Consider the following 26,211-nt stretch of genomic DNA (forward strand, 5'->3'; position numbering starts at 1 on the left):
AAAATAAAAAATGGATTACCCGCTTCTTCAAGCTTCCGGCTGGGCTCTTTTCATCGGAAGATTTCACCCTGTACTGGTACATTTGCCTATAGGTTTTTTGCTGATAGCTGCCCTTCTGGAAATCGGCAGACGCACCGGACGTATCGGTGTAAGCGAATCTGCAATGTCTTTTATTCTGTTTTGGTCGGCCGTTGGTGCCACGCTGGCTTGTGTGGCGGGCTATTTGCTTTCGTTGGGAGGAGGATATGAAGCCGAATTGCTGGACGACCACATGTGGCAGGGAATTGGCGTAGCTGCTTTTGCCTGGATTGCCTGGCTCGTCAAGTCGGATGCTTTCGGGGATAAAATTCCTTTTGGACCGGCGTTTTATTTACCCGCTTTTTGCCTGGCAACAATTCTGACCTTCACTGCGGGCCATGAAGGAGGTTCACTTACCCACGGAGAGGAATATCTGACCCAGTACACCCCTGAACCTTTCAGGAGTATAGCTGGAATGCCGCCGTTGCAGGAGAAAGCCATAGAGGCCAAGCCGATTACAAATGTCCAGGAGGCGGTAGTGTATAAGGATATTGTCCAGCCGATACTCGAAACCCGGTGCACGCAGTGCCACAATGCTTCCAAGAAAAAGGGTGACTTGCGGATGGATGAGCTGGCTTTATTATTAAAAGGAGGCAAAGGCGGGCCCGCTTTTGTGTCTGGCAAAAGTGCGGAAAGTGATATGATCCGCCGTTGCCTGTTACCGGAGGGAGACGACGATCACATGCCGCCAAAAGGCAAACCGCAGCTGAGTACCCAGCAGATTGCGCTGTTGTCGTGGTGGATAGACCAGGGAGCGCCTGCTGACAAAAAGGTCTCCGAGTTAACTGTTTCCGAACAAATGAAACCCGTTCTGGCAAGTCTGGGATCTGGTTTGGCTGGTTCGGTATCGCAAATGCAGGTATCAGCTATTGAAGGGCTGAAAGTTGCAAAGGCAGACCCGAAAGCAATTGAAAACCTGGAAAAAGCCGGGCTCATTGTACATCCCCTGGCAAATGATCAAAACCTTATTGAGGTGAGTGCCGTGAATGCGGCTGATTTCGGGGATGAACAACTTGGATTGCTGATACCTTTGGCAGATCAGATCGCCTGGCTGAAATTGGGCAGAACCAAAATTTCTGACAATGGCCTGAAAGAGCTATCTAAACTGAAAAACCTGAACAAACTTCATTTGGAACATACCGCTGTCACGGACGCGGGCCTCGTACATCTGAAGGATCTGTCAAAGCTGGAATATATCAACCTGGTGGATACGAAAGTGACCGACTCAGGCCTTAAAAGTGTGATGCAGGTCAAAAATCTGAAATCGGTATATGTATGGCGTTCTGCGGTGACAGATAGCGGGGTGGTACAAATTGCAAGATCATACCCCAAAATCCAGATCGTAAATGGGTTTAACGAAGCCACTGTTGCGCAGTTTGTAAAGACGGGAGATACCACCAGGGCAGAAACGAAAGTAAAATAACCATTAAACAACAGATCGGGATTTTATACCCGTAATACATAAATGGATCGTAGAAATTTCATGAGTTCGGCCATAGGCGGTACAGGACTACTTGCCGGATTAGATAGTATAATGTCACAGACAGGTGCGCCGGCTCAATTTGCCGATAAGTTTGCGCTCAAGATACTGGGGACCAACTGGGGGTTTTCGGGTACTACGGATCAGTTTTGCGCCGCAGTAAAAAAAGAGGGTTACGACGGGATTGAAATATGGTGGCAGGGTAATAAGGAAAAGAGGGAAGAACTCTTCGCGGCACTGAAAAAGTATGACCTGGAAGTAGGATTTTTATGCGGAGCGGGTGATACTGAATATAATGCACACCTGGCATCTTTTAAGAATTCGATCAACGCCGCTACTTCTCAGTTTGATCGCAAACCATTGTATATCAATTGTCATAGTGGAAGGGATTTTTTTACCTATGATCAAAACAGGGCCATCATTGATCATACCACCGAAGCAACTGCCAAAACCGGCATTCCTATTTATCATGAAACGCACAGGGGCCGCATGCTTTTTGCGGCGCACATAACGCGAAATTTCATTGAAAAAAATCCGGCACTGCGCCTTACCCTGGATATCTCGCACTGGTGTAATGTTCATGAAAGCCTATTGGAGAACCAGCAGGAAACGGTCAAACTCGCTCTTTCCCGCGTGGGACATATTCACTCCCGCATTGGGCATGCAGAAGGCCCGCAGGTTAGTGACCCGCGTGCTCCGGAATGGGAAGCGGAGGTGAAAGCACATTTCACCTGGTGGGATACTGTGGTAGAACAAAAGGTGAAAAATGGAGAAACGCTGACATTCTTAACGGAATTCGGTCCGCCCAATTATTTACCTACACTGCCTTATACCGCGCAACCAGTAGCTGACCAGTGGGCTATTAATGTGCACATGATGAAATTACTGAGGAAGCGCTATCTAAAATAGGCGATGTTCAGATAAGAACTCATAACTTTTTTTCCACCAGTTTCACAATCCGTTTTAATCCTTCGGTATCGGTTTCGTCAAAGTCATCCAGCTGGTCGCTATCCACATCCAGGACCATCGCTACGGTACCATTACGGTGCAGAACCGGTAAAACAATCTCAGATCTGGAAGCCGAGCTGCATGCTATGTGACCGGGAAATTTGTCAACGTCGGGAACGACAATGGTTTCTTTCCTGGTATAGGAGGCACCACATACGCCCTTATTAAAAGGGATGCGGGTGCAGGCCAGAGGGCCCTGAAATGGACCCAGAACAAGCTGGCCTTCTTTAACCACATAAAATCCTACCCAAAAAAAGCCAAAAGCCTCTTTAAGAACCGCTGTAATATTTGCCAGATTGGCCGTCAGATCACTCTCCGAACCAATAACTGACTCGATCTGGGGGAGAAGAGTGGCATATATTTCGCTCCGGTCCGTTGTTTTTGGAATGATAAGTTCTTCCGCCATAATTTTAAATATTTAATACTATCCCCAACAGGAACAAAGGCTGAAAAGTTACTTTGAAATATAGAATTCTTATTTTTCCTCTTCCCGGTCGCTCCAGGAAGGAATGTAGCAAGACATAGCAGAATTGGGTTGAAAATATGTTTATTTAGTACTCTGGTATTTTACAGGAAATTACAAGGTTAAAATGATGCAACGCCACATATTATTAATGGACGGCCCGGATCACAAAGGGCTGATCTACCAGGTAACACGCATACTTTTTGAACACAATCAGAATATTATCCGGAATGATGAATATGTAAGCCCTTCGGGATATTTTTTCATGCGGACGGAGTTTGATGGCGAGGCCGATGTTTCTGAATTGCTTTATGCGCTGCAAAAGGAGCTACCGATCGGACTTAACCTGAGGATTAATCCCAGGAAGAAAAAGGATGTAGTACTTTTTGTTACCAAAGAACATCATTGTCTGGGTGAGTTGCTGATCCGTTATGCGTTTGACGAGCTGGATGCTACCATACTGGCGGTGATAAGCAATTACAATACACTCCAGCCGCTGGTGGGAAAATTTGGCATTCCGTTCCACTTTATTTCGCACGAAAATAAAAGCCGGGAGGAACATGAAGAAGCTATTTTAAGAACGCTGGATGTATATCGTCCTGAATTCCTGGTACTGGCAAAATATATGCGCATTATCACTCCGGAGTTTGTGAGTCATTTCCCCAATCGGATCATTAACATTCATCACTCGTTTTTGCCTGCATTCATAGGTGCTAATCCTTACAGGCAGGCTTACGAAAGAGGGGTTAAAATCATTGGAGCTACGGCGCATTTCGTCAATAACGATCTGGATGAAGGGCCGATCATTGCACAGGATGTGAAGGCGGTAAATCACAGTCAGACGGCATCAGATATGGCCACTTTGGGAAGAGATACCGAGAAAGCAGTACTGTCGAAAGCGTTAAAACTGGTTTTCAATGACCGCGTTTTTATTCACCATAACAGAACAATTATTTTGTAGTAAAACAAGAAAAAGCCCTTAGTCAGAATCACCGAGGGCTTTTTATAATCTGATGGATGTTATTGAATATGTAATGTTACAAAAAATTCTTTAAAACATCAAATTCATTTTCAGATGGTTAACCAATTCTAATGGGATTCTAATCAGACCGTCGCGAAAGCACGGGTGAGCTCCACCAAATCAGCATCGTTCACTTCTTTTTTCAGGTCGGCAACTTCCAAAAACCGGGTGTACAATTCATCTACGGCCGGTTTATCGTAAGAAAAGCCCAAAAGCTCCAGCCTGTGTTTAAGGGCATGGCGTCCGCTTCTGGCCGTAAGTACGATGTCCGACTTATCGACACCTACATCATGCGGGTTCATGATCTCGTAATTGAGATTATTTTTCAGGAAACCATCCTGATGTATACCCGATGAATGTGCAAAAGCATTACGGCCGACAATGGCCTTGTTGGCTTGTACCTGCATCCGCATCATTTTGGACACCAGCTGGCTGGTTGGATAAATATACTGCGTGTTCACACCGGTTTCCAGGCCAAGTTCCTTGTGCACGTTTAGCGCCATCACAACCTCTTCCAAAGAGGTGTTTCCGGCTCTTTCGCCTATTCCGTTAATGGTTACCTCCACTTGCCGGGCTCCCTGCGTAATCCCCGCGATGGAGTTTGCCGTAGCCAGCCCCAGGTCATTATGGCAATGTATGGAGATCGTAGCTTTGTGAACATTTTTCACATTTTCGAAGATGTACCGGATTTTTCCGCCGTATTCGTCGGGGAGGCAGTAGCCTGTGGTGTCCGGGATATTTACAACCGTGGCACCGGCGCCAATGACTGCCTCTACCAATTGAGCAAGAAAAACCAGGTCTGCACGACCTGCATCTTCGCAGTAAAACTCCACGTCTTCTACTTTGGTGCGGGCGTATTTGGTTGCAGAAACAGCACGCTCGATAATTTTTTCGCGGGTGGTATTGAATTTATGCTGAATATGAATATCCGACGAGCCGATTCCGGTATGAATGCGTCCTCTTTGCGCATATTGCAGGGCTTCGGCAGCCGCATCAATATCTCCCACAACAGCACGGGAAAGGGCACATATTATAGGTTCACGAACGGCTTTGGATATTTCAACAACGGACCGGAAATCGCCGGGGCTAGAAACCGGGAAACCTGCTTCTATCACATCTACCCCCAACTTTTCGAGTTGCCTGGCAACAATAATCTTTTCCTCAGTGGTTAATTGGCTGCCTGGAACTTGCTCGCCATCTCGTAAAGTGGTATCGAAGATCTGAACTCTTTGACTCATCGGTGGGTATGGTGAAATTGTAATTGGGTCACTAATTTACAAATATTCAAGAAATATAAAACCCTTTCTTTGTCAGGAGAAAGGGTTTTTTTGATCGTTTCAAAACTTTACCTTTCCCGTTTCAGGACAACTTCGTGAGCAGGAGAATAAAGGTATGATTGTGGTATTTCATGTCAAAACTTATTTGCGAAATTTCGCTGATTGCGATTTTCTTCTGCAAAGAAAATATAAGTTTTGCTTGAAACAAATATTATTTGGTAAAACTTGCTAAAAATCAGATTCTTTTCAGCAATTCCTCACCCGCGGCTTCCGTATTCAGGATTTTTTCTGAAGGTGTGGAAGCATCTGCAATGTCCCGCGTTCTGAAACCATCTTTAAGCAGTTTGTCCACTGCGGCAATGACGGTATCGGCTTCTTCTTTTAATCCAAAAGATATATCGAGCAGCAGGGCCACTGAAAGTACCGATGCAAGCGGATTAGCAACACCCTTTCCGGTAATGTCGTGAGCAGAGCCGTGGATCGGTTCATAAACTCCTGTGCTGTCTCCCACCGAGGCAGATGCGAGCATACCCATGGATCCTGCTATCTGGCTGGCTTCGTCGGTAAGGATATCTCCAAAAAGGTTAGCAGTTACCACTACATCAAAACGTTTGGGATCTTTGATCAGCATCATCGCAGCCGAATCAACAAACTGGTGTTCCACTTCGATATCCGGATATTCAGGGGCAATAGCCTGTACCACTTCTCTCCATAAACGGCTTGTTTCCAAAACATTGGCTTTGTCTACAGAGCATAATTTTTTACGGCGGGTTCCCGCGGCTTCAAAGGCTTTACGCGCAATGCGTTCCACTTCGTAGCGGCTGTATTCTGCAATATCGTAGGCGGTATCTCCCTCATTTTTCCGGCCTTTTTCTCCGAAGTAAATATCTCCGGTAAGTTCGCGGAAGAAAAGGATATCCGAGCCCTTCAGTATCTCAGGCTTGATAGAGGAAGCACCCAGAAGCTCATCAAATAATTTAATAGGTCTTAAGTTGGCATACAGGCCCAGTTCTTTACGCATTTTCAGCAATCCTTGTTCAGGACGTACCTGTGCGGAAGGGTCATTGTCGTATTTCGGATGACCCACAGCACCAAAAAGGACTGCATCCGATGCCTTCATTTTTTCCAGCGTTTCCTCAGGAAGGGGATTTCCGGTCGCTTCAATAGCCACGTGCCCTATGAGCGCCTCGTCATAAGTGAATTCGTGTCCGAATTTTTCTGCAATTTTTTCCAGGACTTTTTTTCCGACAGCCGTTACTTCCTGTCCGATCCCGTCACCCGGTACTACTAAAATGTGTTTTTTCATTATTGAATCTATTAATTTAAAGCGTTCGTTCAGACAGGAATCCAAGCAATCCGGGAGTACTTAACAGATATCCGGATTCCTATTTATTCTATTCAACCTATCAAATTTAACATCTTCTGAGTTGCTTTGATGGCAGACACAGCCTGGTCGGAATCAAGCCCGCGGGTTTTAATTTCCTTGCTGTTGATATTCCAGGTAATAATTGTTTCGCAAAGCGCATCGGTATTTCCACCCGGCGGAATACGTACGGCGTAATCAGTCAGCATCGGAAGAATAATGCCTTTTTTTACATATATCTTTTTGAGCGCATTCATGAAGGCGTCGTACTGGCCATCTCCCTGAGCGCTTTCTTCAAAAACCTCTTCCCCAAACCGGATCTGTAAAGTCGCCGACGGTTTCAGGTTTTTGGAATGCGTCAGTACATAGTTGACCATCTCAACTTTTTCTTCAATGGCGCTGCTATCCAGTACATCAGAAATAATATATGGCAAATCTTCCGGGGTTACCATCTCTTTGCGGTCACCGAGCTCAATGATCCGCTGGGTAACTTTCTTCAGATCGGTATCCGAAAGCGTAATGCCCAGATCTTTGAGGTTGTTTTCAATATTGGCCTTGCCGGAAGTCTTCCCAAGCGCATACAATCTCTGGCGTCCGAAGCGCTGAGGCATTAACTTGCTGAAATAGAGATTGTTTTTTTTATCTCCATCGGCATGGATTCCTGCGGTTTGGGTAAAAACACTTTCCCCGGTGATCGGCTTATTGGAGGGGATCCTGATACCCGAGAAGGTTTCAATCAGCTTGCTGATCGAATACAGGGATTTTTCAACAACGGAAGTTTCAATTTCCGGCATGAAGTCTTTAATCACCGCAATGGTACTGGCAAGCGGGGCGTTCCCGGCTCTCTCTCCCATACCATTTACGGTAAGGTGCAGGCCATGCGCACCGGCGCGGATGGCCTCCATTACATTAGCAATGCTCAGGTCGTAGTCGTTGTGGGCATGAAACTCAAAATGCTGCCCGGGATAACGGTCTACGATTAACTTGGTAAAAGTATAAGACTCCGCCGGGGTCAGGATTCCCAGGGTATCCGGCAGGAGGATACGCCTGACGGGCAGAGTGGTCAGGAAGTCCAGTGAGGCAAACACATAATCCGGAGAAGAACGCATGCCGTTGCTCCAGTCTTCAAGGTAAACGTTACAGTCAATGTCATGAGACTGTGCGAGCTCAATTACGTTTTTGATATCGGCAAAATGCTCTTCAGGCGTTTTTTTGAGCTGGTGCGTGAGGTGATTCATAGAACCCTTCGTGAGCAGGTTCATCACTCTGGCACCAGACTGGAGCATCCAGTTGATAGACTGATCTCCGTCAACAAAGGTGAGTACCTCAATTTTATCCAGAAAACCGTTGGTCCTGGCCCAGTCGGTTATTTTCTTAACCGCCTGAAACTCACCTTCGGATACCCGTGCGGAGGCAACCTCGATACGGTCGACCTTTACTTCCTGTAACAGAAGCTGAGCGATTGTTAATTTTTCGGAAGAGGAAAACGACACTCCGCTGGTTTGCTCACCATCGCGCAGTGTCGTGTCCATTATTTCAATATAGCGGCTGTTCATAGATAGGGCAGTCGGCCTTGGCTGTGGGCCATCGGCCCGGCAGGAGGCCGGTAACCAAAAGCAGTGGCCAGGCGCCTGTTAGTAAATTCTTTCGGCTTCGAATTTTTTGATATCCTCCTTCATCGCCTGAAGATAGTCGATATCATCAAAGCCATTTGTAAGGTTATGTTTTTTATAACCGTTGATATCAAACGATTCTTTTTCACCTGTTGCAAGAATGGTGATCGTTTGCTCCGGAAGATTAACTTCCAGTTCTGTCTTTGGGTCGGCTTCTATTGCCAGGAAAATCTTATCCAGGAACTCAGGGCTGACCTGTACGGGCAAGATACCAATGTTGAGGGAGTTACCTTTGAAGATATCCGCAAAAAAGCTGGACACCACACAGCGGAAGCCATAGTCGTAAATGGCCCATGCAGCATGCTCACGGCTGGATCCGCTTCCAAAATTATGCCCCCCTACCAGGATTTTTCCTGAATAAATGGGATTGTTAAGGACGAAATCTTCTTTGGGCGTATCGTCGCCGTTGTAACGCCAGTCTCTGAAAAGATTGTCCCCGAATCCTTCGCGTTTGGTCGCTTTCAAAAAGCGCGCTGGGATAATCTGATCTGTATCCACATTCTCAATCGGAAGGGGAACAGCAGTGCTTTTTAATATGGTGAATTTGTCGTAAGCCATTTCTAGGTAGCTGTCGGCTTTTAGCTATTAGCTCTTGGCGTAATAGTAATTGCTTTCAGGGTTAATTGTAAAAATAATATTAGAAAAGAGTGCGTTACAAAAGATCTCTGGGATCCGTCACTACGCCGGTTACCGCAGCCGCAGCCGCCACAAGCGGGCTGGCCAGAAGCGTTCTTGCACCAGGGCCCTGTCTTCCTTCAAAGTTCCGGTTGGAAGTACTTACGGCATATTTGCCAGCGGGTATCTTATCATCGTTCATTGCCAGACAAGCTGAACAACCCGGCTGGCGGAGTTCGAAACCGGCTTCTGTCAGGATATCGAGTATCCCTTCTTCTCTGATCTGCGCTTCAACGATATGTGAGCCAGGAACCACCCATGCTGTAACATTAGGCGCCTTTTTACGGCCTTTGATGATGGAGGCAAAAGCTCGAAAATCTTCAATGCGGCCATTGGTGCAGCTTCCTATGAAAACGTAGTCGATTTTCTTTCCGAGCATTGATTCATTTTCATGAAAACCCATATAGTTCAGCGACTTGTCGTAAGTAGCCTTGCCGCCTTCCACTTCTTCCGCAGTGGGGATGTTCAGAGAAATTCCCTGGCCCATTCCCGGATTGGTACCGTAAGTGATCATCGGTTCAATATCGGTGGCGTCAAAGGTATATTCTTTGTCAAAAACAGCACCTTCGTCCGTTTTTAAGGTTTTCCAATAAGCCAGAGCCTTATCCCATTTTTCTCCTTTTGGAGCTTGCTCGCGGCCATAGATGTAATCAAAAGTAGTTTGGTCCGGCGCGATCATTCCACCGCGGGCTCCCATTTCGATACTCATGTTACAGACCGTCATACGACCTTCCATGGTCATATTTTCAAAAACATCTCCTGCATATTCTACGAAATAACCCGTAGCACCTGCCGTTGTCAGTTTTGAAATGATATACAACGTTACGTCTTTTGGTGTAACTGCTTTGCCTAACGTACCATTTACGTTCACACGCATTTTCTTTGGTTTTGGCTGCATGATACATTGAGAGGACAAAACCATCTCAACCTCGGAAGTTCCGATACCAAATGCAATAGCACCAAATGCACCATGTGTGGATGTATGCGAGTCACCACAAACGATGGTCATACCGGGTAATGTAATTCCGTTTTCGGGACCTACAACGTGCACGATACCGTTCCGGGCATTGCCTAAACCCCAGTGAGAAATGCCATATTTAGCAGAGTTTTCCTCCAGTGCTTTGAGCTGGTTAGCCGAAAGCGGATCCTGTACCGGAAGATGCTGGTTAATAGTGGGAGTGTTGTGGTCGGCGGTGGCAAAGGTACGCTCAGGATAGATAACACCTATATTTCTGGTTTCAAGACCAAGAAAGGCAACCGGGCTGGTTACTTCATGTATGAAATGACGGTCGATGAAAAAGACATCCGGGCCATCTTCAATTTTGCGTACAACGTGTGCATCCCACACTTTGTCGAACAGGGTACTCGCTTGATTACTCATAATTAACAAGATAAATTTTCGCCATTTTTCATTTCCGGTCATCAGGAACAAGCCCCAAACGCGGTACTACCTCTGAGGCGGGAAATGAGGATACAAATTACCATATAATAAAGGGAAGTTGTATAACGTAAAACGTTCAAAAAATAGCGATTTTGGTTTTGAGGGTGGGTTTGGGCGGGAATTGGCATTTGCTGGCATTCTTTGTGAAATTTATTGCCGCTCTTATCCCTGCCTTTTCGGTGTTACTCCAAATCTCTCCTTATAACTTTTAATAAAATGTGAAACACTTTCATAACCAATTTCGGTACTGATTTCAGATACATTCCTGGTGCTGTTCCGGAGCAAAAAATCGGCATAATCCAGCCTTTTGTTTTTGAGCCAGTAGGCAGGTGAAGTCTTGAATTCATCCTGGAAATCACGTTTGAAAACAGATAGGCTCCTGCCCGAAAGCCGGGCCAATTCGTTTAATGTCAATGGTTTAAGATAGTAGCTGTTCATGAGAAAGGGAAGGTCTACCTTTTCTCCTTTATAAAGGCTGTATAAGATAGCCCTGAGTTGTTTGGATCCGTCCAATTCCAGCAGGTGCAAAAGCAGTTCCTGAAACTTGAGCCTTAAAAAGTGATTTTTCAGTTCTGCCCGTGAACGGAAATAGGGAAAAACGGACTGGATGAACTTTTCAAAATTCTCGTCTGATTTTAACAGCAGTATCGGATACTGCGCCTGGATACCATTTTCTTCGCTGTTGAATAGTTCGGGATGCAGACTTACGAACTCTTTCAGAAGCTTTTCGTCAAAAAAGAAAACCAGGCTTTTATAGGATTCATTGATTGATTCGGACATTAAATAAAAACCTCGCTGAATGAAGAGAATATCGCCCTTTTCCACATGGACCTCCTGTGTGGGGCTTGTAAATTTTTTCTCTCCTTCCAGCACTACGATGACGGCGTGTTCTTCAAAAAAAACGTCGTATTTGGAAGGGTATACCTCGTTACGATAAGCAACAAAAGTCATATCCTGAATCTTGAGAGATTCAAATTCCTGAGAGCTGATATCTGATGGAACGCGTAGCATTACTCCTATACTAAAAACTGAAACAGATCGGGCTGATCGTTCAGGTATTCATACGTGATCCGGCCTTCATCCATGCGCTGGATGAGGGGTTCGAAATCTTCGCGGTTTTTCAGCTCAATACCTACCAGTGCGGGGCCTTGCTCACGGCTGGTTTTTTTTACATATTCGAATCTTGCGATATCGTCATTGGGACCCAGTACGTTCAAAAATTCTCTGAAAGCACCAGACCGTTGTGGAAAACGAATGATGAAGTAGTGTTTCAAGCCTTCATAAAGCAGCGAACGCTCTTTGATTTCTTCGGTGCGGGTGATGTCGTTGTTCCCTCCGCTGATGAGCAGTACCACATTTTTGCCTTTTATCTCTTCTCTGATCTCGTCCAGTGCTGCAACGGTGAGGGCACCCGCTGGCTCAGCCACGATGGCTTCTTCATTGTAGAGCTGAAGAATGGATGAACAAACCTTCCCTTCCGGAATGAGTAAAATTTTGTCCAGACTTTTGCTGCAGATTTCGTAGGTAATATCCCCGGCCCGCCTGACGGCCGCTCCATCCACAAATTTGTCGATGTGATCAAGCGTTACTACATGCCCCTGCCGGATGGCCTCATGCATGGTCGGGGAACCCTGAGGCTCAACTCCTATGAGTTTCGTTTTGGGAGAAAGCTGCTGGAAAACGGTAGATATACCCGAAGCCAACCCGCCGCCGCCAATGGCCATTAACAAATAATCGATCTTGAAATGGGCATCTTTGAAAATCTCTAGGCCCACGGTTCCCTGGCCTTCAATAACCTGCAGATCGTCAAACGGGTGAACAAAAATGGCGTTTGTGATATCCCGGTATTGTATTGAGGCGTGATAGGCATCGTCGTAGGTATCTCCAACCAAGTGAATTTCAATCCATTCTTTACCGAATAAGCGGACCTGTTTAACCTTCTGGGCCGGTGTGGTGGTTGGCATAAAGATAGCACCTTTCACCTCCATTTTGCGGCAGGCATAGGCAACACCCTGTGCATGATTGCCTGCACTGGCGCAAACCACACCGCCAGCTAGCTCGGCAGCACTCAGGCTTGCCATTTTATTATAAGCTCCTCTGATTTTGTACGACCGGACGGTTTGCAGATCTTCCCTTTTCAGATAAATATTGGCCTCATACTGTTCCGACAAATGCAGGTTGTGCATCAGAGGGGTATGGTTAATCACGCCGCGGAGCCTTTCAGCTGCCAGGAATATGTTGTCTAATGAGAGCTGCGAATCCAAGAGGTAACTTATTTATGATCATGCTGCAATCTGAATTTTTGCATTGATCGCGTTTGAAAGTAATTCGGCTAATTGTTGAGACAATTCTGTTTTCAAAGCCTGATACTGATTGATAATAATTTCTTCTGTTCCGGCATTGACATGTGCCCGGATCATTTCTTCTGTCCGTCGAATTTTCTCAAGTGTATGGAAAATTTCAATTTCAAGCTCATCGTGTATTTCCATGATATCAGAAGTTTAATTCCAGAAATCCTTTCTTTTTGTTTTTTCTATTACTTGAAAAGAAATGAAGCCAATACAACTGGTCGAACCAGGTAAGCTGATGGCTGGTATGTTCTTCTGGAAACTTTTTTATGTAATACAAATCTACAAATTCCGTCTTGCGTTTTAGCTTAGAAAGCTGATTCTCTTTTAACCTGAAAATTTCGAAAGGAATAAATGCTACTACGTCAATATCTCTGGGATCAATTTTTTTTGTGGCGAAACTTCCATCTATCCAAAGAGTAACTGGGCTACCGACGATATCTCTTAATTCGTTTAAGACAGAATAAAAGTGAACCAGCAAAGATTTTCTGTGGTCGTTATTGCAAAAGACCTCTTCAAATTCACTTAAAGAGATAGGGATAGTGGTGTATGGGAATATATTCCCTTGACTGTCAAATTGCATAGTTAAAAAATTACCCCTGGATATCATTCCAGGGGTAAGCTCATTAAAGGATTCAATTCTGATAATCCAAATTAATTACGTTCCGGACGTAAGCTACGTACGGTAGCGCCTGCGCGCCACATTTCCGACTCACGAAGTTCAGCAAGCTCTTCTTCCAGTTTCACACGGTAGTCGGGCTGTGAATTGCGGGTGATGGAAATGGATGCTTGCTCGCCACTTTTTACAGAGTTGTAAAGTTGTTCGAAAACAGGCTTGGTGGCATCACGGAAAGGTTTCCACCAGTCAAGTGCACCGCGTTGTGCCGTTGTTGAACAGTTGGCATACATCCAGTCCATTCCGTTTTCGGCAACAAGCGGCATCAATGATTGTGTCAGCTCTTCTACTGTTTCATTGAATGCTTCTGAAGGAGAGTGTCCGTTTGAACGCAGTACTTCATACTGAGCAGCGAATATTCCCTGAATAGCACCCATTAAAGTTCCGCGCTCACCGGTAAGGTCAGACGTTACTTCACGGTAGAAATCAGTTTCAAACAAATATCCTGATCCAACACCGATACCCATTGCAATACATTTCTCACGTGCTTTTCCGGTTGCATCCTGGAAAACAGCGAAAGAAGAATTTAACCCTTTTCCTTCAACGAACATACGGCGAAGTGAAGTACCTGATCCTTTAGGAGCTACCAGATATACATCCACATCAGCAGGAGGAACGATTCCGGTCTGATCTTTATATGTTACACCGAAACCATGGGAGAAATACAGGGATTTTCCGGCCGTAAGATTTGCTTTAACCGTAGGCCACAGCTCAATTTGAGCGGCGTCAGAAAGCAGGTAACAGATGATCGTTCCTTTTGCAAGTGCTTCTTCAATTTCGAAAAGCGTTTCGCCAGGTACCCATCCGTCTGCGATTGCCTTATCCCAGGATTTACCACCTTTACGTTGCCCAACAATTACATTAAATCCATTGTCGCGCATATTCAAACTTTGGCCAGGGCCTTGTACGCCGTATCCGATTACAGCAATAGTCTCAGTAGAAAGTACTTCACGCGCTTTTTCAAGTGGAAACTCTTCACGGGTTACTACTTCTTCTTCGAGCCCGCCGAAATTTAATTTTGCCATTGATTATTGATTGGATGATTGATTACTGATAAATAAAAAGCAATACTACTAAAAATTGAATTACTGATAATACTCCCATTCTGCTTCCGGCAGATAATCTACCAGAGTCTGAGGCGATTTGCTCACCGCAACCCGTCCCGAACGAACAAATTCCAGTATGCCATGTGGCTTGATATAGTCAAAGAATTCAAAGATTTCTTCTTCCGTACCCGTCTTCTGGATGATCACATAGGTGAGATGCCAGTAAACTACCCAGGCTTTATGTACCTTGTTAATGGTTTCAATGTCAAGCGGTTTCGCACCAATTGGGGTTGAAATCTTAAACATGGCAATTTCATTGAAAGCAATGTCATCATTCAGATATCCGAATACTGCCAATACTTCTATCACCTTGCGAATCTGGCGCACCAGCTTTTCAACTGCCTCCCGGGAATCATGACGAATGACGATCGTGAAGCGGGATATACCCTTACGTTCCGTTTCCGAAACCGTCAGACTTTCAATATTGATGCGCCGGCGGGTCAGGATCGTAGTTATTTTGTTGAGTATCCCAATCGTATTTTCCGTGAAGACACAAATGGTGTATGTGGTCATGGTTATAATTTTTTAGTTTAATCTGTAAAATGGTACAATCAGCAGGAGAAACTCATTTTACATTATTCCAGTCTGATATCTGCCACACAAGCGCCTGTTGGCACCATCGGGAATACGTTTTCTTCTTTTTCAACCAGCACTTCCAGCAGATAAGGTTTGTCAGAAGCGAGCATTTTGTCCAGCGAGTCGTTCAGATTTTCCCGGGCCGCGCAGGTATGGCCTTGAATGCCGAAACCCTTGGCAATGGTTATAAAATCAGGGTTCTGGAGTTCCACAAACGAATAGCGTTTTTGATGAAACAGCTGTTGCCACTGGCGTACCATACCCAGGAAGTTGTTATTGAGGATAATGATTTTAACAGGCAGACCGCTTTGCGCAATGGTACCTAATTCCTGAATCGTCATTTGAAAACAGCCGTCACCAATAATTGCTACTACTTCCCGGTCAGGCGCGCCAACCTTGGCGCCAAAGGATGCGGGAAGTGCAAACCCCATGGTACCCAGGCCGCCCGAAGTAATGAAGGAGTTGGATTTTTTGAACTGATAGTAACGTGCCGTCATCATCTGGTGCTGGCCTACATCTGCTACCACGACCGCTTCTCCCTTTGTTTTATCGGAAAGCGTGCGGATCACCTCCGCCATTTTTATTTTTTCCGTAGTGGGGGCCAGTTCCGGCTGGGTGATTTTCTGATCTTCTATTTCGTCGTATTTTTTAAATTCGTTCCTCCATGTTTCATGATTATTTTCATTTACAAGAGGCAACAACATCTCCAGAACCTTTTTTGCATCACCTACTACCGGAGCTTCTGCCTTGACGATCTTGTCAATTTCGGCGGGGTCAATCTCAATATGTACTACCTTGGCCTGTTTTGCATATCTGCTCAGGTCGCCGGTTACGCGGTCATCAAACCGCATACCCACTGCAATGATCACATCGCATTGGTTCGTCAGTACGTTGGTGCCATAATTGCCGTGCATCCCCAGCCATCCTACGTAATTGGGGTGGTCAACGGATACGGAAGAAAGGCCCAGCAAGGTAGATGCCGCAGGGATATCCGTTTTTTCAATAAATTTCAATAGCTCCTGCTCGGCACCCGCAATCTGCACGCCGTGCCCAAAAAACAGAAATGGGCGTTTGGCTTCATTGATCAGCTTGGCCGCTGCCGCAACCTGCTCTTCCTTGGGAGACAGGCGTGGATGGTAGCTGATCAGTTTTTCACATTTTTTATACGAAAAGGATTTCGTCATCAATTTTTGCTGCGCATCCTTTGTGATATCGATCAAGACAGGGCCGGGGCGGCCAGACTTCGCGATGTAAAAGGCTTTGGCAATGATCTCCGGAATCTCGTCCGCATTGGTGATCTGGTAATTCCATTTGGTAATGGGGATAGTAACTCCCATCACATCCGTTTCCTGGAAGGCATCGGTACCCAGTAAATGAGAGGCTACCTGCCCTATGATACAAACCATCGGTGTTGAGTCAATTATAGCATCCGCGATACCTGTAACAAGGTTGGTAGCACCGGGGCCGGAAGTAACCAGACAAACACCAACATCCCCTGTTATCCTCGCAAAACCCTCTGCCGCGTGTGCTGCGCCCTGCTCGTGACGGACCAGTATATGATTGACTTTGTCTTGATAGTCATATATGGCATCATAAACGGGCATAATTGCTCCTCCCGGATAACCAAAGATCGTTTCCACACCTTCTTCAATCAATGACTGGATCACGGCATGTGAGCCATTGATTAATTGAGGTTCCGCTGCAACGGCTGCTTGTTGCTCCAATTCGGCGGTTGCTGTTTGTTTTTCGTTAAATTCCATGACTCTTTTTTTATTTATTAGTCGGATGAATTCTCAAGATTTTCAATATCATTAATATCTCTGGGTCTTCCGGCGGCTTTTTTTGCTGCAATCAGGTCGTTATAATTTATTAGTCTAATCCCATTAGAACTTGTGTTTTCCCATTGAAAAAGCACTTCTATCCATTTTTGGGGGATTGTTTAAATCAAATTGGAATGCAACACTATTTAGATAATTAGCCGCTTTCAACCTCTCGTAGGATGATCTAGGCTGATTTTTTGAATAATACTTTTCAGTTTCTTCATGCGTCCCTGCATGGAAAGCTGTTCTGTCCAATTTGAATTCCCCTTTCTCCATATTCTTCTTATATTACGGCTCGTCAGTCACACAACCTTCACTGGCTGACTTTACGGTGCGGATATATCTGCCGAGCATGCCTTTTGTAAAACGCGGTGCTGGTTGTACCCATGCTGCCTTGCGTGCTGCCATTTCTTCGTCGGAGATATGTAAAATGAGCTGACGGGTATTGGCGTCAATCGTTATTCTGTCCCCATCTTTAACAAGGGCAATGGGCCCGCCGTCGAAAGCTTCTGGGGTGATGTGGCCTACTACAAAGCCATGCGTTCCGCCAGAGAAACGACCGTCGGTAATCAAAGCGATTTTGTCGCCCAATCCTGCGCCCATGACCGCAGAAGTTGGTTTTAACATTTCTGACATACCCGGACCGCCTTTTGGTCCCGAATTACGGATCACAACTACATGGCCGGCTTTAATTTCGCCTTTAGCGAGCATCGTGATAATTTCCGTTTCGTGCTCACAGATTTTTGCTTCGCCGTCGAACGTCAGGCCTTCTTTCCCTGTGATTTTGGCAACCGAACCGGTTGGAGCTAAATTCCCATACAATACCTGAATATGCCCGGATGATTTAATAGGGTTTTCCAGAGGGAAGATAATTTTTTGTGTTTCAAAGTTAAGGTCCGCAGCTTCTGCCAGATCTTCTGCCAGCGTTCTTCCGGTTACGGTGGGGCAATCTCCGTGGATCAATCCTTTTGAATACAAATATTTCATTACCGCCGGAACGCCACCAATTTCCAGGATGTCTTCCATGAAGTATTTGCCGCTTGGTTTGAGGTCCGCAATAAAAGGAACTTTGTTAGAAATTTCCTGAATATCATCCAGTGTCAAAGGAACGTTTGCCGAACGGGCTATGGCCAGGAAGTGTAACGCAGCGTTGGTGGAACCTCCCAAGGCCATCACCAGGGTCAAGGCGTTTTCCAGCGATTTTTTGGTAATAATATCTTTTGGTGTGATGTTCAGTTCCAGCAATTTTTTCATTGCCGCACCTATCTTTTTACACTCCTCTTGTTTCCCTTCGTGCGTGGCAGGATAGGAACTGCTGAAAGGCAGGCTCAGCCCCATTGCTTCTATGGATGCAGCCATGGTATTGGCTGTATACATTCCGCCGCAGGCGCCCTGGCCAGGGATGGAGTTCTGAATAACACCCTTATAATCTTCGTCAGAAATATTATTCGCGAATTTTTTACCCAGTGCTTCAAAAGCGGAAACAATATCCAGCTTTTGTCCCTTATAATGTCCGGAACGGATGGTTCCGCCATAAACCATGATAGCCGGACGATCCAGGCGCGCCATGGCCATTACTGCTCCGGGCATATTTTTGTCACAACCCACAACGGCAATCACGCCGTCATACCATTGCGCCGAAACCACGGTTTCAATCGAATCGGCGATAATATCCCGGCTTGGAAGTGAATAACGCATCCCATCGTTACCGTTGGTCATGCCGTCCGACACGCCTATCGTATTGAAAATCAGGCCTACCATGTCATTTGCGGTCACGCCCTGTTTTACATAAACCGATAATCCGTTCAGGTGCATGTTACAGGGGTTTCCCTCGTATCCTGTGCTTGCAATCCCGATTTGCGGCTTAGCCATGTCTTCTTCTTTCAGACCGATGCCATACAACATAGCCTGTGCCGCAGGATTGGTAATTTCCTGGGTAAGGGTTTTGGAAAATTTGTTCAGTTCTGTCGCCATTGGTGAATTATTGTAAAATAAAACACCTCACTCAGTGCGGTGAGTGAGGTGCAAGTATATTGACTATATCATCCCACTCACGCTTCACGCGTGACTACAAGCAGCACAGGAATGACAATTGTCGTTTTCATGATTAAAAGCGGAAACTAATTTGGCAGCGAAATTTCGCTAATTATTAATTGATGTTACAAATTAGAAGGGTATCTTTTTATTTTCCAAATATTACAGCAACTATTTGCAAATAATCTTCGATTAATACCAAATCTTTAGGAATAGAATGAAGGTTAAGGGAAAAGAATTAATTTTGGAATCGAAAAATGACCATATCTATGCTTACAACAGAGTCCGCATCCAATTATAATGATCTTGAGAAAATGAGTGTCGCCGACATTCTGTTTTCTATCAATCAGGAAGATCAGACAGTCCCATTGGCGGTTCGCAAGTCTCTGCCACAGGTTGAGGCCCTGGTAGAACAAATAGTACCGCGTATGCAGAAAGGCGGTCGGCTCTTTTATATAGGAGCGGGTACCAGCGGCCGCCTCGGCGTTGTGGATGCTTCCGAATGCCCGCCGACTTTTGGCGTACCGTTTGATCTGGTGGTGGGTATTATAGCGGGAGGTGATACCGCCATTCGCAAGGCTGTTGAAAATGCGGAGGACGACTGGAACCAGGCTTGGATCGACTTGATGCCTTTTGAACCCAATGCCAATGATATCCTGGTGGGTATAGCTGCTTCCGGCAGGACGCCCTACGTGATCGGGGGGCTGAATGAAGCAAAAAAGGCCGGTCTGCTGACTGGCTGTGTGGTTTGCAATGATGGTTCTGCGGTGGCGGCAGCGGCAGAATTTCCCGTCGAAGTGGTAGTGGGTCCGGAATTCCTGACCGGAAGTACCAGAATGAAATCAGGAACGGCCCAGAAACTGGTGCTCAATATGATCTCAACAGCAGTAATGATCCGGCTGGGGAAAGTAAAGGGAAACAAGATGGTGGATATGCAAATGACCAATGAAAAACTGGTTGGTCGTGCCATTAGGATGATTATTGAAGAACTGGGAGTTTCTCCTGACGAAGCAGAGTCACTTCTGGAGGAACATGGCAGTGTCCGCGGAGCGATTGAAGCGATAAAAAAATCATAGGTTCGGCTGACAGTCTGATATCCGGGGTATGTCCCCGTACGGTTCATCAAATACTTAAAACGACTTTCCCAAACTGCTGGCCGGAATCCAGGTACCTCAATGCTTCTTCGGCGCTGGCAAGCGGATAAATCTTATCGATTACAGGTACGATCTGTTTTTCTTTTACAAAATCTGTCATCGCTCTGAATTCTTCTTCGGTTCCCATGGTAGTTCCGAGGATGTTCAGTTGCTTAAAAAATACCTTGGCCGGAACAATACCGCTGATGTTGCCGGCTCCGCCGCCATAAAAGCAAAGCCGTGCACCCGGGGCCGCAATGTCAATCAGCCGGGGGAAACCTGGTCCGCCGGCGCTGTCGATGATTACATTAAAAAAGCCTGTTTTGGGGCCCTTGGCCTTCACCAGCAGATCCCGGAACCAGGTGGGATTGTTGTAGTTAATTCCTCCCTGTGCGCCCAGCCCGATGGCCTTGCTGATTTTCTCGTCCGACCCCGAAGTAACCCATACCTGTGCACCTGCGGCAACCGTAAGCTGCAAGGCCAAAAGTGCAACGCCTCCTCCAACGCCGGTTATTAGTACTTTGTCACTTTTTGATAACCCGCATCTGGTAAACAACGCCCGCCAGGCCGTTATTCCACCCATAGGCAGGGCAGCAGCTTGCTCTGCGGCCAGGTGCGCAGGTTTTTCGGCAAGGTATCGGGCATCCACTTTAACATATTCTGCAAAAGTACCCTGGTCTGGCATTCCCAGAATTTTATAGTTTCCGCCATAAAAAGCCGGGTTATCCCCCCAGTTATGCGAGGGGTTGATGATTACTTCCCGGCCAGCCCATTGCGGGGAAACCCCTTCTCCCAGTTCTGAAACAGTTCCGCAGCCGTCGGAGCCCACAATCAGCGGCGTGATAATTCCCGGGTAAAGTCCCTGCTGAATCCATACGTCCCTGTGGTTGAGTGCGGCAGCTTTCAGCCGAACCACCACCTCACCGGTGCCTGGTGTAGGTTGCTCCGTCTCCCGAATTTCCAGTGCCTGATGCAAGGCTTGTAATACTGCCGCTTTCATATATCTGAGTATTCAGTCGGAAAAAGAAAATAAGCTGTGTTTTTGGACACATTGTTCTGGTATTCAGGCATCACTTTAACTTTATTCCATTCCGCATCGTCCGTAAAGGATTTCCAGTGTGCATCGCGTGAAGCTTTATTGGCAAAAGTGGTAAGGTACATCAGGTTAGGCATTGACTTACCTGCAATTACTTCACCATAAAATACGGGGTTGAAACCAAGCCGGTCAAAGATTCCCACTTCATTTCCGTCATTAAACATTCTGACCTTGTTGACATGTATCTTCTCCGTGTGTCCTTCATAACTTCTCAGCTCATAGATACGCTCACTTTTAGGAGAACTTAGGGATGTATTTTTGATAAAAGGACGGTCCTCGAATGCTCTCAGTACAGTGGATTCAATTCGTGAATAAGGAGGATTACTGTAAACTGCATCCAGATAATCCTTTCCATCTGTCTGATATTGCTGATCCTTCCCTAAAGTCTTGGGCAGGGATACCAGCATATCCAGGGATTTAAGAGGAATGAGTACATAAATGAGTTTTCCGGCCGAGGTGTCTGTCAGTATCGGTTTGAAAACCCCCACCATTTTAATGCCTGCACGGTGCAGGGCAGGAAGATAAGCGTCTTTAAGGAATTTATCCATACGGGCTTCCTGTTCGCTGTTCTTCAGACGGTACATTTTAATTTCGTAGTATTCTCTCTTCGGAGCGGCAGAAACATGCAGGGTAATCAGGATCAGCAGTATACTGATAAAAGGTTTTGTAAGGGAAGATGCCATGGGTTAAACAGTTGCAGTTAATTTGGGATCGGGAACGTTGCAATGATGAAAGACGACAAGTCATGTACTTTACCCTTTTGCGATTACAGCAAAATTTCCCGGCAACAGGGGGTTGCTCTTAAAACTTCGGACAGGAGAGTTGCCTCTTGCTGCTTTTGGCTCGTTTTGGTTTTGGAGAAAGCGGTTCAAACACATAGGAAAGAGATATCTCATGCGCTCCGCCGCTGCTTGCACCAAGTGTGGAAATGGTGAGGTCGTAGCTGTAACCGATCGAAAATTTATCCTGCCGAAATCCCGCCAGAAAGATCAGGGATTCGTGGTTATTTATATTTTGTTCATATTTTTTGAACGGAATCCCCCGGTACCAGGCCCCCAGTACAAGCGGCTCTATGGTAACGTACAAGCCGGCATCCAGCTGGTCATATTTGCCTTGCTTTTTATAGAGAATAGCCGGCGATATGGTTTTCTCTTTGTTTATTTCGTCTCCCAAGAACGTATATCCGGCGAAGGGAATCCTTAAACCGGCCTGCAAACTGGCTTTCACCGGAAGGCGGGCTTCGGTATTTGAAAACGCCTGATTGGGGCGGTTGAGGTGATGTGCGGACACACCCGCCCAGTACCAGTCGGAATAAAGCATGGCGCCGGCAGAGAAGTCAGCATACATGACGTTAGGTCCTCCTTTGGCAAAAGGGTCGGAAGAAGGCTGGCCTGTAAGCCCGCCATTGTCGTACTGGTCTCCGAAAGTGAGCCCGAAATAGTCGAGTGTCCGGGAAGCAAAGCCACCCTGTATACCCAGCCTCAGTGAGGTAACCTCATTAATTCCAACCTGATAGGAATATTGCAAAGCAGCTTCTGTCGACTTCAGATTCCCCAGGCCTTGGCTGTCCATCGTTACCAGTACACCCAGGCCGCTGTTATAGTTTGGTAAGAAAACGTCAGCGCCAAAGGTAGTTGTAACAAAGTTTGCCGAGAGCGATGGCCATTGATTCCGGTAATTGATCGTTGCCCGCGGAGCCAGTGCGCCACCGGCCAGAGCGGGATTCAGATAAAGCGGATTGGCATAAAACTGAGAAAATTGAGGGTCCTGGCTCCAACCTTTCAGGGAGATGAGTGTCAATAACAAAAGAGGAAGTACACGCTTGATCATAAATATTATACATTATCGCTCGTTCACAAAAGCGTTACAGGAACCGGGCACAAAAATTAGGAATTTAATTTCACAAAATATCGTCAAATTGCGTACTATTATTCAAATTACGGCGGCTTTTTTGATTAATACCACACAAAATTTAAATGTTTAATTTTCGTTTAAATCTTGGTGTAATCCGAATACCGAAAATGACTGGTCAGGGGCGTTTGATTTAGTAACGAAACATGGGTCGATTTTATAATACATACCGGCAACAATTTTATTTCATATTCTTTCTCATACTGCTCTCGACGGGTTATGTGAAAGCGCAGTTTATTGTGGAAGGCCAGTGTATGCAGAATCCGGATTGCGAAGCAGACTCCACTTCATTTAAAGATACGCTGAGTACCGCCGTTGCGTGGCGATGGAGTTTTGGTGAGGGCGGAGCAACAGACGCAAGACGAAATCCGCAGTATTCCTATAGGGCTCCCGGTATGTATACCGTTACACTCACCCGGACGCTGAGGGGAGGAACGCAGGAGACGGAGTCCCAAACGATACAAATCGGAGAATTACCACCTGTCTTCCAGCAATGGCGGCAGGATACAACCATTTGTCCGGGAGAAAAAATCACGCTTGATCCATATCCCAATGGAGCGCCTGACGGGGCGAAATATGTTTGGTATCCTAAGGGAGACACCACTCAGACACTGGAGGTAGATAGTTCCGGCTGTTATTCAGTGGAGGTAATTATGCCCAACGGCTGTAAAATACAGGACAGGATCAATGTAAAGATCTGTATGGAGCCGGCCAACCAGGAGGGGGCCAAATGGTATTTTGGTGGAAATGCGGGGTTGGATTTTTCCAATACCCCGCCGTCACCGCTTACAGATGGCAAGGTCAATACCCCGGAAGGAGTTTCCTCCATATCCAACTCCAAAGGGCAATTGCTCTTTTACTCCGATGGTATCAAAGTGTACAACAAGGACGGGGACGAGATGACTTGCTTCGGGCTCACGAAGTGTGAGCCGTTGAAAGGAAGCCCGAATTCCACACAGTCGGTGCTCATTGTACCTCAGCCCACCTGTAAGGGTTGCGAATATCTTTTCAATGTGTTTACCACCAGTGAAATCAACGGAGAAAAACTGTTGACCGTCAGCGTTGTAGATATGAGAAGGAATAATGGCAAAGGTGCTATCATTGAACAGAATACAACCCTGCAGAGTCCTACTACGGAAAGGATCACGTCGGTCAGGAATGATGCCGACAGTACTTACTGGGTGGTTTCTCATGATTACGGAAGTAATGTTTTCAGGGTATATCATGCTACAACCGGTGGATTGGTTGAGTCGGGAACATTCCCTTTGGGGATGGCACATGATACCATCACGGAGGCACAGGGATATATGAAATTCTCAGCGGCTGATACCGCTACCAGGGAACGGACGCTGGCTGTGGTTGTGGGAGGGCCTCCCACAAACTATGTGGAGTTATTCAGCTTTAACGATGAGACGGGTGTTTTAACCTATAAAAAAACATTGAACCTGGGAGATTCCCCTCCAACCGCATACGGGGTGGAGTTCTCTCCCAGTGGCGAGAAAATGTATGTCACATTTCAGGGGGATAGTGACACAAGCAGTTATTTGAAGCAATATGATCTGACGCTGCCGGACAGTCTCATTGTGGAAACGGCTATTACCATTGACAGCTCCGCTACGCGGAAATTCGGGGCGGTGCAGATTGCGCCGGACGGGAAGATTTACATGGCCATCGAAGGAAGCGAATACCTGGCTGTGATTGGCGAGCCCGAGGGGAACTCTCTGAATGCAATTGAATACGAAAGAGACGGAGTAAGTCTGGGAGGAAAAAACAGCCAGCTAGGTCTGCCGAATATGGTACAGGATTTTACGCAGGAAAGCTCGGGTCCGGGGTTTGAGGCTGATGGGTTTTGTACCAATGAACCTACCACTTTCACAGCAAGTCCTATTTGTGACCCTATTGAGGATACTTACTCCTGGAATTTCAAATATCCCGACGGAGGGTTCACCGCACCCTCTAAAGAACAAAAGGCTACTTTTACCTATACCGAGGCCGGGACGTATCAGGTGGCATTAAGAGCATCCAACAAGTGTAAGGATACCTTGATTATTCAGGAGGTTGTGATTTACGATACGCCTGCTGCCATTGACCTTGGCCCTGATAAGGATACCTGCGGACAGTATGTTCCCCTGGATATGAAAGTTGCAGCACAGGAATATGCCTGGATTTACCGCGGCAGAATTGTGGGCCGCCAGCGTGAATACAGGGCTTTGGCAACCGGAAGGTATATCGGCTTTGCCTTCAACGGACCCGATGGAGACTGTTTCGTATCGGATACCATTGAAATAACACTACGCCGCCCGCCAGCCTTTACCATTGGACCTGATACTACACTTTGCCGCGACAGCTCCATAGTACTAACTGTAGCCAGTGAAAGATGGATAGAATTTCAGTGGAGTACCGGTGAGAGTACCCGTGACATTACCGTGGGGCAGCCGGGTACTTATTTTGTGGTGGTGAAGGACCGTAACGACTGTTATAATTCGGACACGCTCCGGGTAGGAGAGCTTCCTTCTCCCATACTGAACCTGGCACCTGAGTTTATCATTTGTATTCCTGACGGAAATTCGGTGATTCTGGATGCAAACGGAGTAGGAGTCACCCACTATGAATGGCCGCATTCGGGGGATACAACCCGAACGGTTACCGTAAATGTGGAAGGTGTTTATACGGTGGTGGCAACCAACGAATTCGGATGTATTACCGAGCAGTCAACCAACGTAGTGGATAAGTGCGAACCCAGATTTTTTATTCCTGATGCATTCACTCCGGACGGAGAGGGGCACAACGAACTACTTGAAATTTTTGGCGCTTATTATACCAATTTCTCCATACGGATCTACAACCGATGGGGGGAGGTGATCTATGCCACGGAAAACCTGGAAGATCGCTGGGATGGTACCTATAAAGGATTAAAAGTGCAGCCGGGCGCTTACCCGTACGTCCTGTCCTACGAGAGTCTGTATTTCCCGGAGCGCGCGCCCATCGTGAAACGAGGATCGGTCATGGTGATTCGATAGACTTTCGGTTAT

Annotated in this window: 23 protein-coding genes; 5 read left to right on the forward strand and 18 right to left on the reverse strand. The window is 46.3% G+C overall.

Going from position 1 to position 26,211, the window contains the following annotated elements; all coding sequences use genetic code 11:
• The first annotated feature begins 10 nt into the window (after positions 1 to 10).
• Complete coding sequence (locus tag KOE27_RS24060; protein WP_215241261.1) at positions 11 to 1,501, forward strand: c-type cytochrome domain-containing protein; 1,491 nt, start codon at positions 11 to 13, stop codon at positions 1,499 to 1,501.
• Between the two features lie 42 nt (positions 1,502 to 1,543).
• A complete protein-coding gene (locus KOE27_RS24065) occupies positions 1,544 to 2,467 on the forward strand; it encodes a sugar phosphate isomerase/epimerase family protein (protein ID WP_215241262.1) in 924 nt (307 codons plus the stop codon).
• A gap of 19 nt (positions 2,468 to 2,486) precedes the next feature.
• On the opposite strand, the gene KOE27_RS24070 is transcribed toward KOE27_RS24065, so the two are convergent.
• Entirely contained in the window at positions 2,487 to 2,972 is a 486-nt protein-coding gene (locus tag KOE27_RS24070; protein WP_215241263.1) for a GAF domain-containing protein, read from the reverse strand.
• A gap of 208 nt (positions 2,973 to 3,180) precedes the next feature.
• On the opposite strand from KOE27_RS24070, the gene purU reads away from it, so the two are divergent.
• Positions 3,181 to 3,990 carry a formyltetrahydrofolate deformylase gene (purU, locus tag KOE27_RS24075; RefSeq protein ID WP_229252987.1) on the forward strand — a complete coding sequence of 270 codons (810 nt, stop codon included), beginning with the start codon at positions 3,181 to 3,183 and terminating at the stop codon, positions 3,988 to 3,990.
• A gap of 143 nt (positions 3,991 to 4,133) precedes the next feature.
• Here the strand turns inward: purU and KOE27_RS24080 are convergent, their stop codons facing one another.
• The 14 genes from KOE27_RS24080 to ilvD all read right to left on the reverse strand — a co-directional run bounded on the left by KOE27_RS24080 (position 4,134) and on the right by ilvD (position 18,979).
• Positions 4,134 to 5,288 (reverse strand): 2-isopropylmalate synthase, encoded by a 1,155-nt coding sequence (locus KOE27_RS24080; protein ID WP_215241264.1) that lies wholly within the window; start codon positions 5,286 to 5,288, stop codon positions 4,134 to 4,136.
• A 274-nt stretch (positions 5,289 to 5,562) separates the two neighbouring features.
• Entirely contained in the window at positions 5,563 to 6,633 is a 1,071-nt protein-coding gene (gene leuB / locus KOE27_RS24085; protein ID WP_215241265.1) for a 3-isopropylmalate dehydrogenase, read from the reverse strand.
• A 92-nt stretch (positions 6,634 to 6,725) separates the two neighbouring features.
• Positions 6,726 to 8,246: an alpha-isopropylmalate synthase regulatory domain-containing protein gene (locus KOE27_RS24090; RefSeq protein ID WP_215241266.1), complete on the reverse strand. Its 1,521-nt coding sequence runs from the start codon at positions 8,244 to 8,246 to the stop codon at positions 6,726 to 6,728.
• A 78-nt stretch (positions 8,247 to 8,324) separates the two neighbouring features.
• Positions 8,325 to 8,921 (reverse strand): 3-isopropylmalate dehydratase small subunit, encoded by a 597-nt coding sequence (leuD, locus tag KOE27_RS24095; protein ID WP_215241267.1) that lies wholly within the window; start codon positions 8,919 to 8,921, stop codon positions 8,325 to 8,327.
• A gap of 94 nt (positions 8,922 to 9,015) precedes the next feature.
• Entirely contained in the window at positions 9,016 to 10,419 is a 1,404-nt protein-coding gene (gene leuC, locus KOE27_RS24100; protein ID WP_215241268.1) for a 3-isopropylmalate dehydratase large subunit, read from the reverse strand.
• Positions 10,420 to 10,641: 222 nt separating this feature from the next.
• On the reverse strand, positions 10,642 to 11,490 hold the full coding sequence (locus KOE27_RS24105) for an AraC family transcriptional regulator (protein WP_215241269.1): 849 nt from the start codon (positions 11,488 to 11,490) through the stop codon (positions 10,642 to 10,644).
• A 5-nt stretch (positions 11,491 to 11,495) separates the two neighbouring features.
• Positions 11,496 to 12,743, reverse strand: a complete 1,248-nt coding sequence (ilvA, locus tag KOE27_RS24110; protein ID WP_229252919.1) for a threonine ammonia-lyase — start codon at positions 12,741 to 12,743, stop codon at positions 11,496 to 11,498.
• Positions 12,744 to 12,761: 18 nt separating this feature from the next.
• Positions 12,762 to 12,968: a hypothetical protein gene (locus KOE27_RS24115; RefSeq protein ID WP_215241270.1), complete on the reverse strand. Its 207-nt coding sequence runs from the start codon at positions 12,966 to 12,968 to the stop codon at positions 12,762 to 12,764.
• A 4-nt stretch (positions 12,969 to 12,972) separates the two neighbouring features.
• Positions 12,973 to 13,410: a DUF6932 family protein gene (locus KOE27_RS24120; protein ID WP_215241271.1), complete on the reverse strand. Its 438-nt coding sequence runs from the start codon at positions 13,408 to 13,410 to the stop codon at positions 12,973 to 12,975.
• A 71-nt stretch (positions 13,411 to 13,481) separates the two neighbouring features.
• Positions 13,482 to 14,528 (reverse strand): ketol-acid reductoisomerase, encoded by a 1,047-nt coding sequence (gene ilvC / locus KOE27_RS24125; RefSeq protein WP_215241272.1) that lies wholly within the window; start codon positions 14,526 to 14,528, stop codon positions 13,482 to 13,484.
• Positions 14,529 to 14,588: 60 nt separating this feature from the next.
• Positions 14,589 to 15,122, reverse strand: a complete 534-nt coding sequence (ilvN, locus tag KOE27_RS24130; RefSeq protein ID WP_215241273.1) for an acetolactate synthase small subunit — start codon at positions 15,120 to 15,122, stop codon at positions 14,589 to 14,591.
• Between the two features lie 62 nt (positions 15,123 to 15,184).
• The gene (ilvB, locus tag KOE27_RS24135; RefSeq protein WP_215241274.1) at positions 15,185 to 16,945 is read right to left on the reverse strand and encodes a biosynthetic-type acetolactate synthase large subunit; all 1,761 of its coding nucleotides are present in this window, start codon (positions 16,943 to 16,945) and stop codon (positions 15,185 to 15,187) included.
• Between the two features lie 123 nt (positions 16,946 to 17,068).
• Entirely contained in the window at positions 17,069 to 17,281 is a 213-nt protein-coding gene (locus tag KOE27_RS24140; protein ID WP_215241275.1) for a hypothetical protein, read from the reverse strand.
• A 12-nt stretch (positions 17,282 to 17,293) separates the two neighbouring features.
• Positions 17,294 to 18,979 carry a dihydroxy-acid dehydratase gene (gene ilvD / locus KOE27_RS24145; protein WP_215241276.1) on the reverse strand — a complete coding sequence of 562 codons (1,686 nt, stop codon included), beginning with the start codon at positions 18,977 to 18,979 and terminating at the stop codon, positions 17,294 to 17,296.
• 317 nt (positions 18,980 to 19,296) lie between these two features.
• Between ilvD and murQ the strand changes: the two genes are divergently transcribed.
• The gene (gene murQ, locus KOE27_RS24150) at positions 19,297 to 20,115 is read left to right on the forward strand and encodes an N-acetylmuramic acid 6-phosphate etherase (RefSeq protein WP_255573938.1); all 819 of its coding nucleotides are present in this window, start codon (positions 19,297 to 19,299) and stop codon (positions 20,113 to 20,115) included.
• Positions 20,116 to 20,161: 46 nt separating this feature from the next.
• On the opposite strand, the gene KOE27_RS24155 is transcribed toward murQ, so the two are convergent.
• The 3 genes from KOE27_RS24155 to KOE27_RS24165 form a co-directional block, all read right to left on the reverse strand.
• The gene (locus KOE27_RS24155; protein ID WP_215241278.1) at positions 20,162 to 21,172 is read right to left on the reverse strand and encodes an alcohol dehydrogenase catalytic domain-containing protein; all 1,011 of its coding nucleotides are present in this window, start codon (positions 21,170 to 21,172) and stop codon (positions 20,162 to 20,164) included.
• Positions 21,169 to 21,951, reverse strand: a complete 783-nt coding sequence (locus KOE27_RS24160; RefSeq protein WP_215241279.1) for an NIPSNAP family protein — start codon at positions 21,949 to 21,951, stop codon at positions 21,169 to 21,171. Before KOE27_RS24160 ends, KOE27_RS24155 begins: the two co-directional genes overlap by 4 nt.
• 118 nt (positions 21,952 to 22,069) lie before the next feature.
• Entirely contained in the window at positions 22,070 to 23,098 is a 1,029-nt protein-coding gene (locus KOE27_RS24165; protein ID WP_215241280.1) for a PorP/SprF family type IX secretion system membrane protein, read from the reverse strand.
• Between the two features lie 227 nt (positions 23,099 to 23,325).
• Between KOE27_RS24165 and KOE27_RS24170 the strand changes: the two genes are divergently transcribed.
• Positions 23,326 to 26,199 (forward strand): PKD domain-containing protein, encoded by a 2,874-nt coding sequence (locus tag KOE27_RS24170; RefSeq protein WP_215241281.1) that lies wholly within the window; start codon positions 23,326 to 23,328, stop codon positions 26,197 to 26,199.
• The last annotated feature ends 12 nt before the right edge of the window (positions 26,200 to 26,211 follow it).

The organism is Dyadobacter sp. CECT 9275 (assembly GCF_907164905.1).
Lineage (GTDB): Bacteria > Bacteroidota > Bacteroidia > Cytophagales > Spirosomataceae > Dyadobacter > Dyadobacter helix.